At 69.8% G+C, this 13,869-nt stretch carries 14 protein-coding genes and 1 riboswitch; of the genes, 8 read left to right on the forward strand and 6 right to left on the reverse strand.

The window, feature by feature from the left end; all coding sequences use genetic code 11:
- Window positions 1-2: 2 nt before the first annotated feature.
- Both G6048_RS00715 and G6048_RS00720 read left to right on the forward strand, forming a co-directional pair.
- Entirely contained in the window at window positions 3-812 is an 810-nt protein-coding gene (locus G6048_RS00715) for an ABC transporter permease (RefSeq protein ID WP_165337509.1), read from the forward strand.
- Window positions 809-1,975 (forward strand): MFS transporter, encoded by a 1,167-nt coding sequence (locus G6048_RS00720; RefSeq protein WP_165337424.1) that lies wholly within the window; start codon window positions 809-811, stop codon window positions 1,973-1,975. Before G6048_RS00715 ends, G6048_RS00720 begins: the two co-directional genes overlap by 4 nt.
- A 25-nt stretch (window positions 1,976-2,000) precedes the next feature.
- Here the strand turns inward: G6048_RS00720 and G6048_RS00725 are convergent, their stop codons facing one another.
- Both G6048_RS00725 and G6048_RS00730 read right to left on the reverse strand, forming a co-directional pair.
- Entirely contained in the window at window positions 2,001-2,867 is an 867-nt protein-coding gene (locus G6048_RS00725) for a bifunctional 5,10-methylenetetrahydrofolate dehydrogenase/5,10-methenyltetrahydrofolate cyclohydrolase (RefSeq protein WP_165337425.1), read from the reverse strand.
- Window positions 2,868-2,889: 22 nt separating this feature from the next.
- A riboswitch (ZMP/ZTP riboswitch) is annotated at window positions 2,890-2,976 on the reverse strand.
- Between the two features lie 155 nt (window positions 2,977-3,131).
- On the reverse strand, window positions 3,132-3,521 hold the full coding sequence (locus G6048_RS00730; protein ID WP_165337426.1) for a hypothetical protein: 390 nt from the start codon (window positions 3,519-3,521) through the stop codon (window positions 3,132-3,134).
- 271 nt (window positions 3,522-3,792) lie between these two features.
- Here G6048_RS00730 and G6048_RS00735 point away from each other — a divergent pair, with 271 nt between their 5' ends.
- Window positions 3,793-5,013 carry a PP2C family protein-serine/threonine phosphatase gene (locus G6048_RS00735; protein WP_328825640.1) on the forward strand — a complete coding sequence of 407 codons (1,221 nt, stop codon included), beginning with the start codon at window positions 3,793-3,795 and terminating at the stop codon, window positions 5,011-5,013.
- Between the two features lie 19 nt (window positions 5,014-5,032).
- Here the strand turns inward: G6048_RS00735 and G6048_RS00740 are convergent, their stop codons facing one another.
- Entirely contained in the window at window positions 5,033-6,184 is a 1,152-nt protein-coding gene (locus tag G6048_RS00740; RefSeq protein WP_165337427.1) for a DUF4037 domain-containing protein, read from the reverse strand.
- Here G6048_RS00740 and G6048_RS00745 point away from each other — a divergent pair.
- Window positions 6,183-6,824 carry a DUF5753 domain-containing protein gene (locus G6048_RS00745; protein WP_268978543.1) on the forward strand — a complete coding sequence of 214 codons (642 nt, stop codon included), beginning with the start codon at window positions 6,183-6,185 and terminating at the stop codon, window positions 6,822-6,824. The genes G6048_RS00740 and G6048_RS00745 overlap by 2 nt on opposite strands.
- Window positions 6,821-7,129 (forward strand): DUF397 domain-containing protein, encoded by a 309-nt coding sequence (locus tag G6048_RS00750; RefSeq protein ID WP_165337429.1) that lies wholly within the window; start codon window positions 6,821-6,823, stop codon window positions 7,127-7,129. Before G6048_RS00745 ends, G6048_RS00750 begins: the two co-directional genes overlap by 4 nt.
- 18 nt (window positions 7,130-7,147) lie before the next feature.
- Here G6048_RS00750 and G6048_RS00755 read toward each other — a convergent pair whose 3' ends face one another.
- Together G6048_RS00755 and G6048_RS00760 are read right to left on the reverse strand one after the other, a co-directional pair.
- Window positions 7,148-7,666, reverse strand: a complete 519-nt coding sequence (locus tag G6048_RS00755) for a hypothetical protein (protein WP_165337430.1) — start codon at window positions 7,664-7,666, stop codon at window positions 7,148-7,150.
- Window positions 7,663-9,399, reverse strand: coding sequence for a PHP domain-containing protein (locus tag G6048_RS00760; RefSeq protein ID WP_165337431.1), 1,737 nt, complete (start codon window positions 9,397-9,399; stop codon window positions 7,663-7,665). The genes G6048_RS00755 and G6048_RS00760 overlap by 4 nt, the downstream gene beginning before the upstream one ends.
- A gap of 255 nt (window positions 9,400-9,654) precedes the next feature.
- Here G6048_RS00760 and G6048_RS00765 point away from each other — a divergent pair, with 255 nt between their 5' ends.
- Entirely contained in the window at window positions 9,655-11,028 is a 1,374-nt protein-coding gene (locus G6048_RS00765; protein ID WP_165337432.1) for a jacalin-like lectin, read from the forward strand.
- Window positions 11,029-11,107: 79 nt separating this feature from the next.
- Here G6048_RS00765 and G6048_RS00770 read toward each other — a convergent pair whose 3' ends face one another.
- A complete protein-coding gene (locus G6048_RS00770) occupies window positions 11,108-11,611 on the reverse strand; it encodes an NUDIX hydrolase (protein ID WP_165337433.1) in 504 nt (167 codons plus the stop codon).
- Between the two features lie 70 nt (window positions 11,612-11,681).
- On the opposite strand from G6048_RS00770, the gene G6048_RS00775 reads away from it, so the two are divergent.
- Both G6048_RS00775 and G6048_RS00780 read left to right on the forward strand, forming a co-directional pair.
- Entirely contained in the window at window positions 11,682-12,323 is a 642-nt protein-coding gene (locus tag G6048_RS00775; protein WP_165337434.1) for a TetR/AcrR family transcriptional regulator, read from the forward strand.
- A 154-nt stretch (window positions 12,324-12,477) separates the two neighbouring features.
- Window positions 12,478-13,863 carry a hypothetical protein gene (locus tag G6048_RS00780; protein WP_165337435.1) on the forward strand — a complete coding sequence of 462 codons (1,386 nt, stop codon included), beginning with the start codon at window positions 12,478-12,480 and terminating at the stop codon, window positions 13,861-13,863.
- Window positions 13,864-13,869: the final 6 nt, after the last annotated feature.

Genomic DNA, 13,869 nt, shown 5'->3' on the forward strand with positions numbered 1-13,869 from the left:
TGATGTTGTCCTTGAAGCCTTGGCTGACCGTCTGGCGGATCACGAAGCTCAACTTCCGTTCGCAGCTGGAGTATCGCTCCGAGTTCCTGATGATGATCGCGATCGGTGCGATCTGGCAGGTGTCGGTGATCGTGTTCGCGACAGTGCTGCTGACCCGGTTCGCCGGGATGGGCGGCTGGGAGAGCGCGGACGTACTGCTGATCGCGGCGATCCGGATGCTGGCCCACGGCCTGTTCGTGCTCTTCCTCGGGCGGGTGCACGGTCTGAGCCGGCACATCCAGGAGGGCGTGATCGACACGTACCTCGTCCGCCCGATGCCGGTCTACCGCCAGCTCCAGCTCCAGTACTTCCCCACGAACGCGATCGGCGACCTGACGGTGGCGGCGGGCCTGATGGTCGGCGCCCTGACCCGCAGCGAACTGGACTGGACGGCGGGCCGGATCACGTACCTCATCATCTGCGTACTCGGCGGAATGCTCCTGGAAGCGGCCCTGTTCACGGTGGTGGCCTGCGCCTCCCTCCGCTTCCCGGCCGCCGACTACTGGGGCCGCTGGCTGGAGGAACTGCTGGGCACCTTCGGCAGCTACCCCCTGAACGTCCTGCCGAAGGCAGTGGGCGGCTTCCTGACGTTCGCGCTTCCGCTGGCGTTCGTGGCGTACTTCCCGGCAGCCGTACTGACCGGGCACGGCCACGACACCGGCGTGCCGTACTGGCTGGCGGCGGCTTCGCCGCTGCTGGGGGCGGTGGCGTACCTGGGCACCAGGTTGCTGTGGAGGTGGAGTCTGCGGCACTACACGGGGGTGAACGGATGAGGACGGCCACGACATCGTCATCCTCGTCCCCGTCCTCCTCCGACTTACGGGCCCGTCTCTCGGTCTGCCTGGTCTTCGTGATCCTGGGCGCGACCCAGGGCGGCTGGATGGCGCGCATCCCGGCGATCCGGGGTGCGGTCGGCGTGGATGTGTCCGAGTGGGGGCTGTTGAGCAGTACGTCCGCCGCCGGGGACCTCATCGCGATCGTACTGATCACCGTGCTGATCGGGCGGGTGAGCACCCGCCTGCTGGGCCTCTCGGCAGCCGCCCTCATCCTGCTCAACGCGCCGTTGCTGGCGGGGGCGTCCACCGTCCCCGCCCTGGTGACCGGACTGACGTTGTGGGGTGTCGCGGCGACGTTCCTGGCCACGCCTGTGAACGCGCTGGCAGTCGCGGTGGAACGCCGCTACGGCAGGCCCCTGCTGTCCAGCTTCCACTCCGCCTACAGCTGCGGGGTGCTGGCCGGCGGCGCCCTCGGCACGCTCGCCGCGGCCACCGGGGTGTCGCCGGGCGTGCAGATGGCGGTGAGCAGCGGTGTCCTCGGAACGCTGCTGCTCGTGTCCGCGGGTTGGCTGCCGGACGAGGAGATCCGCAAGGAACGCCGCAGGTCCGTACGACAGCGCTTCACCCCCCAACTGATCCTGCTCGCCTCGGTCGCCTTCCTGGCGTCCTTCGTCGAGGGCGCGGCGTCCCAGTGGAGCTCGGTCTACACGGCCGACTACCTGGGCGAGGGCTCCGCGCTCGGTGCGGCGACATACACCTGCTTCTCCGTGGCGATCCTGGTGCAACGGCTGCTGGGCGACCGCTTCGTGGCCCGCCTGGGCCAACGCGCGTTCGTACGGCTCTCACTGCTGACGACCGCCCTGGGTACGGCCCTCGTCCTCATCCGGCCCGGTCTGCCGCTCGCTCTGGCCGGTTTCACCGTCATCGGGCTGGGCATCGCCTGCGTCCTCCCGGCGGCGATCGGCCTGGCCGGCCGGCAGCCCGGAGTCCCGCCCGGCGAGGGCGTCTCCGTCATCACCATCGGCCAGTGGCCCGGCTTCCTCCTCGCCGGCCCAGCCGTGGGCCTCCTCGCGGGCGCGGCCGACCTGCGCCTGGCACTGGTGACACTGATCGTGTCGGCGCTGGGGGCGGCGGTGCTGGCGGGGTGGGTACGGGAGTGACGGTGCCTTCGGGTTGACGACGGTGTCAGCGTCCCTGGACTCCGAGTTGCCTCGCGGCGGCGTCGACGGTCTGTGCCAGCAGGACGGCGATGGTCATCGGCCCGACCCCGCCGGGAACAGGGGTGATCAGGCGGGCGCGGCTGCGGGCGGTGTCGAAGTCCACGTCACCGGTGTTACCGGGGTTGTACCCGGCGTCGATCACCACCGCGCCGGGTTTGATGTCCTCTCCGCGGATCAGCCGGGGCCTGCCCACGGCTGCGATCACGATGTCCGCTTCCCGGACGACCGCGGACAGGTCCGCGGTGCGGGAGTGGCAGTACGTCACCGTGGCGTCCTCGGCGAGCAGAAGCATCCCGATCGGCTTGCCGAGGATCGCACTGCGGCCGACGACGACGGCGTGCCGGCCCGCCGGGTCGACGTCGTACTCGTCCAGCAGCCGCACGATCCCGCCGGGCGTGCACGATACGAAGCCGGGTAGCCCGAAGCTCATCGCGCCGAAGGAGTGCATCGTGACGCCGTCGACGTCCTTCTCCGGGGCGATGGCCTCGAACGCCGTGCGCTCGTCGATGTGTTCACCCGCAGGGTGCTGAAGCAGGATGCCGTGCACCCCAGGGTCCTGGGACAGAGCGGCAAGCGTGTCGACGAGCTCGGCGGTCGTGGTGGTGGCGGGCAGACCGACATGTCGGGAGGTGATGCCGGCCTTCGCGCAGCGGGCCCGCTTCATACGGACGTACGTCACGGATGCGGGGTCCTCGCCCACCAGTACCGTCGCCAGGCATGGCACCACGTTGGTGCGCTGTGAGATCCGCGCCGCACGAGCGGCGGTCTCCTCGATGATGCGCCGGGCGAGGCCGGTGCCGTTCATGAGCTGGGCCGTCTGTGTCGGGGACATGGCCGTCTCCCAGGCGTAGTTGACCACTCGCCCAGGCGCACGGCATCGACCGATTCGTCAGACCGCTCCCCGGTGGTGCTCCACCTCAGCGCCAGTCACGGTCCACGTCGCACTGTAGTGGACTTGAACGGCCCCGGGAATGACGAAGATTCCGGGCCCCCGGGGGGTGCTGTGTCGCAAAGCGTGAGCACTTCCCCCCACGGTGTTCACGTACGGCTCGTTTGAGCGCCCGAAGGACATCTCCCCCGTGACTGTTCACGCTTTTCACGAATAGGGGTGTGGGCCGGCGATCCCACGGGGCTGGCCAGAGAGGAAGTCAGTGCTGTCCGCCCACTGATCCACGCTGCCGATCAGTGGGCGGGAGCGCAGTTCCGGGTCGGTGACCGTCTGGTTCAGGGCCTGGGCGAAGCGTTCGGCGTGGAGGACCAGGAACGGGCGGTTGTGGTAGCGGCGGCGGGTGGGGTCGATCTGGGCGGTGAGGCCGGTCTCGTTCTGGAGGGTGGCGACCTTCTCGTACGCGTCGCACACGTGTCGTTCCCGGTCCGCGTACTGCGTCGCGGCGAGCGCATCGCGCAGCGACGGGGTGAGGTCGGGGGCCACCGGGACTGTCTGCTTGAGGACCGTCTGGTCGGGCCGGTACGGGTTGAGGAGCATGTTGTCCCCCCCCTCGTTCGGGACCCCACAGCTCTGGCGGCGACTTCGCGACTGCACGGGTGAAAAACGGCCCCACGCCGAAGCGTCAGGCCACCGTCCTCCATCCAGCGGCTTGACTGATGCCGTGCGCGCGGTGACCGCGGCATGCCGTGTCCTGCGGCTCGGACGGGCTGGTGGCCTCAGTCGCTGTGCGGTGGCCGGCTGTTCCGGTGGCGGACCCCGGGTTGCCGGGAATTGCGCGGCGTGGCAGGAGGCGAAGAGGGGACGGGCAGTGAAGGACAGCGCGGTGGACCGGTCGGAGGGGTTCGGCGAGCGGCTGCTGGGATTGCTGCTGGACCGGGCGCAGCAGATGCCGCCGCAGTTGATCGCTCCGCTGATCGCGGAGGAGGTGGCCAGGATCGGCGGCCGCGAGGTTTCCATCCTGCTGCAGGACTACGGGCAGGAACTGCTGGTCCCGCTGCCGGGCAGCAAACTGCGCGTCGGCGAGCCCCAACCGATCACTGGCTCCCCGGCCGGACGGTCCTTTTTGCGGATGGAAGTCATCGAGGTGCCACATGCCGACGCCGTGCGGATGCACCTGCCGCTGCTCGACGGCAGTGACCAGGTCGGTGTCATGGCGCTCACCCTGGACAGCGTCGACGACGACGACCGACGTCTGCTGCGCAGGCTCGCCGGCCTGGTCGCCGACCTGCTGGTGACCAAGAACTCCTATACCGACCAGTTCTTCCAGGCCCGACGGCGCGAGCCGATGAGCCTGGCCGCGGAGATGCAGTGGTCCCTGCTGCCGCCGCTGTCGATGTCCGTGCCTCAGGTCGGGGTGGCCGGGATCCTGGAGCCCGCCTACAACGTCGCCGGCGACAGCTTCGACTACGCCCTCAACGACAACATCCTGCATGTGGCCGTCGTCGATGCGATGGGCCACGACCTGGACGCCGCCACAATGGCCACCGTCGCAGTCGGCGCCTACCGCCACGCTCGCCGCGCCGACATCAGTCTCGCCGAGAAGTACGCGTTCATGGACCAGGCCATCGCCCGGCAGTTCGGGCCCGAACACTTCGTCACCGCGCAGATGATGCAGCTCAACGTTGCCACAGGGCACCTGGACTGGGTCAACGCCGGCCACCCCCCACCGCTGCTGATCCGCAACCACAAGGTCGTACGGTTGCTGGAGGGACCGACCACGCTGCCGGTTGGGTTCGGCGGCGACCAGCCCCGGGTCAGCGAATACCGGCTGCAACGCGGTGACCGGCTGTTGTGCTACACCGACGGCGTGATCGAGGAGCACGAGGAGGGCGCGGAGCTGTTCGGGGAAGAACAACTCATCCGCTGCGTCAACCGCATGGAGCAGGTCGAAGAGGGGGTGAGGGCGGAGGTTCGCTGGCTGTCCCACACGCTGAAGGAGGAACGCGGCGGACGCACCAGCGACGACGCGACCCTCTTTCTGATCGAGTGGCGCGGGGGCGCCACCGACCACCTCGCCACACTGGACTGAATGCCCGCCACGGGGCGGGCTACAGGACCTGCCCCGGCCTGTCGAACCGCATCAACCCGGCGGTCGGTCCGTCGACCTGACCGACAAGGCCGAAGAAGTCGGTGCTGTCCGCCCACTGATCCACGCTGCCGATCAGTGGGCGGGAGCGCAGCTCCGGGTCGGTGACCGTGTCGCTCAGGGCCTGGGCGAAGCGTTCGGCGTGGAGGACCAGGAACGGGCGGTTGTGGTAGCGGCGGCGGGTGGGATCGACCGGATCGGTGAGGCCGGTCTCGTTCTGGAGGGTGGCGACCTTCTCGTACGCGTCGCACACGTGCCGTTCCCGATCCGCGTACTCCGTCGCGGCGAGCGCCCCGCGCAGCGACGGGGTCAGGTCAGCCGACACCGGCAATCGGGCGAAGGTGCTGCCGAGCCATTTGCTGTACGGGGCGTAGGTCCGCGAAAGGAGCAGGCACAGCCGCATCAGGTCGCGGACCAGGCGCGCGGCGACTACCGCCGAGCCGAGGTCATCCCCGACCTCCGCGCAGCGGCCGACGAACGCCTCCTCCTGGGAGAGCCGTTGCCACTGGCAGGCCAGCAGATGGCGCCAAACCTGGTCGGGAAACCAGGCGAGGCGCCGCCGTACGGCATCCAGCGCACCGAGTCCGTCGTGGAAGACGGCGCCCGCGGTCACCTCGAGGAGCCGCTGCTGGGGCAGGGAAAGCCAGTCCTGCACGGTCAGTTCGGGGGCGGCGAGCGCGTCCACGCCGAGCTGCGCCACGAGCCACGGCCCGAGCCCGTCCACGGACACCCTGTGGGCGACGGGCCCGTCGACCAGCTCCATGTGGCCGGACACCGGGTCCAGCGCGTAGTCGTCCCGGCGGCGGAAGTGCGTGGGCCAGCCGCGCACCTCCTTGGGGAGGCACTCGGCCAGCAGCCGGTGGATACGCTCACCATGCTCGGCGACGTCCTCGGCCGACAGGAACAGGTTCAGCCGCGGCCCCCACTCATGGTCCGCCGACCGCGCCGTGTCGAAGCCCAACACCTCCGAACCGGAGCCGATCCGCGCGGCCGTGTACCGCAGCCCCGGATACGCCTCGGCGAGGATCGGCCGCACGGCCTCCTCGTACAGAATCCTGGAAAGCTCGAGGCCGGGGAGGAACGCGGCGTTGGGTGTGGGAGGTGGTGTCGGCATGCAGTCACTGTGCCGGGACCGGACTTCCGCCCACCACCGGATTACGTGGGGGGCCGGCGATTGGAAGGTTTGGGACGCGCGACCATCGCCCGCCCACACCCTGACCAGGGGCTTTCCCAACTGCCGTTGTCTCAAAGCTTCCAATTCCCATCCCGCTGGGAGACCGGACCGGACCGGAGCCGGCGCCGGCGGCTACGCCACGGGGCGGGGTGTTCACCGACAAGGGATCGAGGACCGGCTGGCCGCCCGCCAGGACCGGCAACGGATGCTGCGGGAGCGGCAGAACACTGCGTTCAGCTTCATCCTCGATGAGCACATGTTCAAGCGCTGCACGGGAGGGCCGGAAATCACCCGTGAACTCATCGATCAGATCCTGGAGTTGGGCTCGTTGAGGAATGTCGAGATCCAGCTCTTGCCGCTTTCTCGCGGTGTGCATGCCGGGCTGAACGGGCCGATGATGCTGCTGGAAACCCCGCAGAACCAGTGGTACGGCTACATCGAAGGCCAGGAGACCGGCCAGCTCATCTCTGACCCGAAAACGATCAGCGTGCTCCAGATGCGGTATGCGAAACTGCGCTCGCAGGCCCTCACCCCCGAGGACTCCGCGAGCCTGTTGAAGCAACTGCGAGGAGCGCTATGAGCACCGACGAACTGTCCTGGTTCAAGAGCAGCTACAGCGGCGACGCCAGCGGCGACTGCCTCGAAGTGGCCCTGGATTGGCGCAAGTCCAGCTACAGCAGCGGCTCCAGCGGCGACTGCATCGAAGTAGCCCCCGCCTGGCACAAGTCCAGCCACAGCGGCGACTCAGGTGACGACTGCATAGAGGTAGCTACCTGCCCCACCACCATCCACGTGCGCGACTCCAAAAACACCCAGGGCCCCCAACTCGCCTTCTCCCCCACCACCTGGACAGAGTTCGTCACGTACGCCGCCGCCCGCGGCTGAGCGGCGTGCAGTGATCGTTCAGTGATCCGCGCAGCAAGGCGTAGGGTCCGGTACCTCGAACGGGACCAGGACCCCGCCCGCAGCCGGCATCGCGGTCATGACCAACTCCCCGTCCCGCCATTCCGGACGTACGTGATCCCTCGTCACGATCCGCTGTTCCGGCCCGGGTTCGCCCGACCCACCCAACACCGCGACCCGGTCGATCGCCGAGCCCGACACCAGCTCGCCAACCGTCACCGTCCCGGTCAGCCCCGCGACCCCGGGGTAGAGGACGGCACGGCCCGCCGCATCAGGAACGCCGGCCGTCACCTCGTACCCCTTCTCCGCCAATCCCCGCCGCGCTTCCTCCGGCGCCCCCGTGAACGACAACACAACCCGCGGCCGCTCCCCCCGTACCAGATGCGTGCAGCCGAACACGCCCTCCGGGAGGGCGAGTTCGGCGGCCAGCGACTGGAGCAGGTGGTCCGCCTCGCGTAGCGTCGTCGCCTCGGTGTCGGCCCAGAAGGCCTCGCCAGGCTCCTGCCCCGGCGTCGTCACGACGGGAGGACCCACACGGGGTTCGAGTAGAACCACAGGTCCATCCACGGGTCAGCGTCGCCGACGACATCGATCGCCGGGCCCGCCGGGTCAACCGCCTTGCCCATCAGGCCCGTTGCCGAGCGGTTCCCATCCGTCCCGCGCAGGCGGACGTACAGCGGGCGGTCCACGCGGCCGAGTTCGTACGTGAGCTTGACCCTGCCGGAGGACTTTCCGACCTCGTACGACTTGACGACCTTCGCGGTCGGCGCGGTGAAGGTGTCCTTGTCCTTCGCCGCACCCGTGACGTCGCCCTGGATGACGTCGACTCGGGCCAACTCGGGGACGTAACCAGCCCAGTTGGGGCCGCCCGCGAGCGCGACCTCGACCGTCAGCGTCACGCGCGTGCCCTTCTTGACGTGCAGTGCGCCGCCGAGCGTGGCCCAGCGGCTGCCGCCCGAGACGCGTACGTCGAGGCCGCTGATGAGCTGGCCGTGGTCGACCCAGACGCGGCCGGCGCGGATGCCGTCCATGACGGCGGCGTAGGTGAAGCCGTCGGCGCCTACGTGGGTGCGGCTGTACTGGCCGGGCCAGTAGTCGCCTTCGGTGAGGTCGATCTTGCCGCTGTAGACGGGGTCGGCGTGCTTGCCGTTGGCGGTGTACTCGCTGTCGGGGCCGCCGCGCTTGGCGGTGTCCGTGTAGACGTTGTGGGAGTCGGAGTTGGCGGTGATCCACCAGGGCTTGCCTTCGGCGAGGAGGCTGTCCCAGAGGCCGCCCACGGTGGCGGTCATCCAGTCGAAGCCGCCCCAGGTGCGGTAGCTCTCCAGCGGGTAACCGGAGAAGGAGTTGGCGCCGGGGCTGCCGTCGTACAGACCGCGGGCGCGGCCCATGCCGACGGACTTCTCGATGCCGGCGGCCTGGTGGCCGGGGGCGCCCTCCATGCCGACCGCGATCTGGTGGCGTCGGGACGTGGCGTCGCGCCAGGCGCGGATCTCGTGCGGCGAGTCGATGCCCTTGCGCGCGGGGTGGTTGGCGAGCATCAGGATGTCCTTGACCTTGCGCCGCTGGACCTGCTCCGCAAGGAAGTTGAGGCCCGCGATGGCGAGGGCCTCGTTGGCGGGCGTCGAGTCCGTCGCCTTCTTCACGCCGCCGTCGTAGTCCGTCTCGAACTGCTTGAGGACGGAGACCTCGTTCCTGCCGGGGTGGACGAAGACGGTGCCGTGCTCGGCGGCCGGGATGTTCCACTCCAGGCCCTGGAAGACGAGGGTGTCCTCGTACGCGTCGCGGGCCTCGCGGATGTCCGGGTTGACCTTCTCCACACCGATCTTGGCGTGCGTCTCGTTGCCGTGGTCGGTGATGACCATCCAGTCCAGGCCGTGCCGGGCGCCCTGGCGGACCTGGTCGACGACGCGGTACTTGCCGTCGTTGCTGTACTGGGTGTGGATGTGGTGGTCGCCGGCCAGCCAGAGGAAGCCCTTGCGCTTCCGGCTGCTGGGGGCGGCCTGCCCGGAATCGGTCACCTGCGCGGCGGCCGTTCCGCCGAGCACTCCGGCCGCCGTCAGGCCCGCGCCCAGCAGGCCTGCGCGCCGCAGCATGGAGCGGCGTGAGTGCTGTTCGGGGGTCAGTGCCTCGTCGGGTACGGAGGTGTCGAAGGCGGCCGGGAGATCGGGCCCTTGGTGGTCGTGCTCGTGGTGGTGATGCCCATGTCCGTGCCCATGTCCATGCGCGTGACCGTGCCCGTGCCCGTGACCCATGTCGGCCTGCCTTCTTATGCCTTCTTCGCCTTCGCGCTGTCGGTATGACCGCGCGGGTGCGAGACTCTGCGCGAAACATGAACAATGCTCAACCACATCGTGATTCGCAGGTGACTTGGTCGCATCAACTCGTTCCACGTTTCACAATTTTCACAGCGTTCTCCCAACTACCCCTGTACAGCGCCTGAGTTGGCCTCGACCCTGAGCACCGTTGATCTCCCTCTCCCGTTCCTCCGTCCCCAGGAGACACCCCCCATGAAGAGGCTCATCGGAACGTTTGTGGCGGGCGCGCTGACCATGACCGGTCTCGCCACCACCGCCACGGCAAGCGCTCCCGCCGCGACCGGTGCACCCGCCACCGCCGATTCCACGGGATCCGCGGCGGCCGCCGCCCCCTCGTCGGGCACGTTCAACGTCCTCGCGTACAACGTCGCGGGCCTCCCGGAGGGCCTGAGTTCCGGCAACCCGGCGAAGAACACCCCGCTGATCTCCCCGCGACTCGGGGCGTACGACCTCGTCAACGTGCAGGAGGACTTCAACTACCACGCGGCGCTGTACGCGGGTGATGACCATCCCCACCGCACCGCGACCAGCGGCGGGGTCCCGTTCGGCGACGGCCTCAACACCCTCTCGGACTACGCCTTCGACGACTTCCAGCGGGTGAAGTGGAACAAGTGCACCGGCACCAACTGCCTGACCCCGAAGGGCTTTTCACTGGCCCGGGTCCGGCTCGCGGAGGGCGTCTTCGTCGACCTGTACAACGTGCACACCAACGCCGACTCCGACGACGCCGCCCTCGCGGCCCGCCGCGCCAACATCAGCCAGCTCTCCGACTTCATCAAGGCGAACTCGGCGGGCAACGCGGTCATCGTCATGGGCGACACCAACACCCGCTACACGCGCGCGGGCGACAACATCCGCACGCTCGTGAACGACAACGGCCTGAGCGACCCCTGGGTCGACCTGGTCCGCGGCGGCAACGCCCCCGCGCAGGGCAGCGAAGCGCTCGTCTGCCCGGAGAAGGAGCCGACGAACGACTGCGAGGTGGTGGACAAGATCCTCTACCGCGGCAGTGAGCTGGTGGACCTCGACGCCACCCGCTACAACAACGACTGGTCCAAGTTCCTGGACGAGGCCGGCGGCAACCTCTCCGACCACTTCCCGCACGCGGTCGACTTCTCCTGGAAACTGCCCTCGAACCTCCGCGCCAGCGACGTCTTCGGCGGCCCGCACGGCACCGCCTTCAACGACGCGGACGACCTCCCGGCCACGCCCGCACCCCGCACGCTCACCCTGCGCGGCGCCTCCCGCCTGGACGGTGTATCGCTGACCCATGACGGCGGTACGTCGCTCACCCGCGGCGGTACGGGCGGCACGGCCACGTCCCTCACCCTGGGCGCCGACGAACACCTCACCTCGGTGAAGCTCACCAGCGGCCAGAGGAACGGCCACACGCGCATCTTCTCGGCTGCCTTCACCACGGACAAGTCCCGTACGGTGTCGGCCGGTTCACCCACCTCGAACACCGTGACGTACACGGCCCCCGCCGGCTGGCAGATCGTCGGCTTCACGGGCCGCGCGGGCACGGAGATCGACAAGCTGGGGGTGCTGTACGCACCTATCCGCTGACGGCCGCAGTTCATGTGCGTGACTCCGCCCGGTCTTTTCTGCGTTCCGTCCGGGCGGAGGTCACCTCCCCGTCACCCCATCACCCTCCAGCGACGTCGGCTTCGGCGAGCAGCCGGCGGTAGAAGGGGCCGAGGCCCCTGGGGATGGTCAGGAATCGGAACACCTCCTCGGCCGGCAAGAGACGCCGGTGGGCCATCTCGAAGCGCGGCTCCCACGCGTCCAGCCGCACCTCTGCCCGCCACATCGACCGGACCAGCACCAGCCCTTCCTGCGGACCTCGCACGCAGACACCCCGGCTGAACCCGAGGAGCCGGCACTCCCTCACCTCCGCGCAGGCTTCCTCACGCACCTCGCGGCGCATCGTGTCGGCCCACTGCTCCCGCCCCTCGGGACGACCGGCAGGCAGCCCCCACCGCTGTCCGTCCGGACTGACCACGACAATCCGGTCACCGGCGCGGCACACCGCCTCCGCGCCGTGCGGCGTACCCGGTGGTGGATCAGGCGGCGGATACCACGCGACGTGCCATTCCTGACCATTGATGAACGCGGTGAAGTCGGCTCCATCCGCGGCGATGTCGTCCATGGGGTTCATGGTGGTAAAACCTAGGGCCTCTAGGTTCTATCCAGGTTCTTTCTGCCGGAGGTGGCGCCCCATGGCCCGTGCCGGGCTCACGACCGCCCGCGTGGTCGAGGCCGCCGCCGAGCTCGCGGACGCGGTCGGGTTCGAAAATGTCACCGTCACCGCGCTGGCGCGGCGGTTCGGGGTGAAGGACGCGAGTCTGTACTCGCACGTCAAGAACGTACGGGAGCTGCATACGCGGCTCGCGCTGCTGGCGGGCGGCGAGATGATCGGCCGGATCGAGCTCGCCGTGGCCGGGCGGGCCGGGAAGGACGCGCTGGTCGCGTTCGCCGGCGCCTACCGGGAGTACGCGCTGGCGCACCCGGGACGGTACGCGGCCACGCAGATCCGGGTCGACCCGGCCGTGGTCGCCGACTCCGAGGTACTGCGGCGGACCGCCGAGGTGACGTACGGAATGCTGCGCGGCTACGGGCTGTCGGAGCCCGATCTCACAGACGCCGTACGCCTGTTGCGCAGCACCTTCCACGGCTACTGCAGCCTCGAGGCCAGCGGCGGCTTCAGCGCCCCACGCGACGTACAGGCGTCCTGGGAGCGGGCCCTGGACGCTCTGCACGTACTCCTGGAGCACTGGCCCAAGGAGGACCAGAAGCAGGAGCAGGAGGAAGACCAAGAGGAAGATCAGGAGGCAGACCCGGAGGAGAGGAAGTCTTCCTGAGGCCACCGGGTATCACCTGGGTATCACCGATGCGTACCGATGCGTCACCGATGGAGAGACTGCTTCCGGTCCCAACACCAGGCGTCCCGCTGACCACTTAGACTGGAAGCTTCGCCATGACCCACATGTGCCGCCCCTGGGGAGGGAGCGCGCCTTGACACAACAGCAGCTGGGACGGGGGCCGTTGAGAACGGACCCCGGGCCGCCCGTGCCGGACGGTCCCCGGCCACCCCGTTTCGTACGGTGGCTGGGCGGCTTCGGCTGCGCGGCCGCCGGTTACGCGGTGTTCCAGGCGCTGTTCGGCCTGCTGCCGGACAGCATCGACGGGCACGCCGCGCGGTATGCGATCGCGGGGGTCGCCGGACTCGGTACGGCGCTCTCGGCCTGGCTGGCGGCGGAGCTGCTGCGGTCCCGGTCGGAGCGCAACGCGCCTGCCGGGACCGTGCAGTTCACCGCGGGATCGGCGTCGCTGTCCGGGCCAGGGCCCCTCCCCCAGCTGTTCTCGTCGGCGTACGACACGCTCACCGGGCAGCTCTGCGTCGTCGACGATCCGGAGTGCGGGCGGCTCACCGGCTGGCCCCACTCGCTCGGCGAGAGCGCGGGCCGGCCGACGCCGGTCGGTACGGCGTACGGGCTGCACACCGCGCTCGATCTCGGCGCCCCCGACGGGCGGTTGAGCACGGGCGACCTCGTCGAGACCCTGTGGCGGCTGCGCCTGCCCGACGGCGGCTGGTCGGCGCGCTCGCAGGGGACGGTGGCCCGGCCCGAGGTGACCGCGCTGGTACTCGGCGCCCTGGCCAGGGCCGGTGCGGAACCGGACCGGGTGGCCGCGGAGGTGGAGCGCTGCGAGTCCGGGTTCACTCTCGAACTCGACCGCGCGGGGCGCGAGTTGACGCATGTCGTGACGACCGTGTTGCGCGGCCTGCTGCGCGCCGCACCCCGCTCGGACGTACTGCCGCTGCTCCGCGAGGCCCTCGTCGACGGCGCCATCACCGACCCGCGCCGCGAGCACCGCCGCTGCTGGAGCTACCGACTGGCGCCCCGGCACGGACCGCCCTCCCCGCTGCACACTTCGCAGGCCGTGGTCGCCCTGGACCGCACGGCCCGCGTCGTGGGCGAGAGCGCCAACGCGCGCGCCGCCCGCGAGGACGGCATCCGCTGGCTGCTGGCCTGCCCGGACGCCCCGCACGACGAGTGCCTCGACCTGACCAGCCTCCGCGAGGAGGTGCGCCGCCCGCGCCCCGACGACCCGTCCCGCCACGAGGTCCTGAACGTACGGCACTTCACCGCCTCCTGGGTCGTCCGCGCCCTGCTCACCCCGGCCGCCCGCGACATCGCGCGCGAGGACGGCATGGAGGCGGATTGGCGCGAGCGGCTGGACGGCGCGGCCACCGCCGTATGGGCGGCGCAGACGGACGGCATCTGGACCTGGCCCCGCGAGGACACCACCAGTGAGCTGCGCCGTCCCATGTGGATGACCTATCAAGGTCTTTCGGCGCTGCGCGCTCATGCCGTATGGATGTACCAGCCGCATGGCTGAGTCGGA

It is taken from the genome of Streptomyces ureilyticus (assembly GCF_011045025.1).
GTDB classification, from domain to species: Bacteria; Actinomycetota; Actinomycetes; order Streptomycetales; family Streptomycetaceae; genus Streptomyces; species Streptomyces ureilyticus.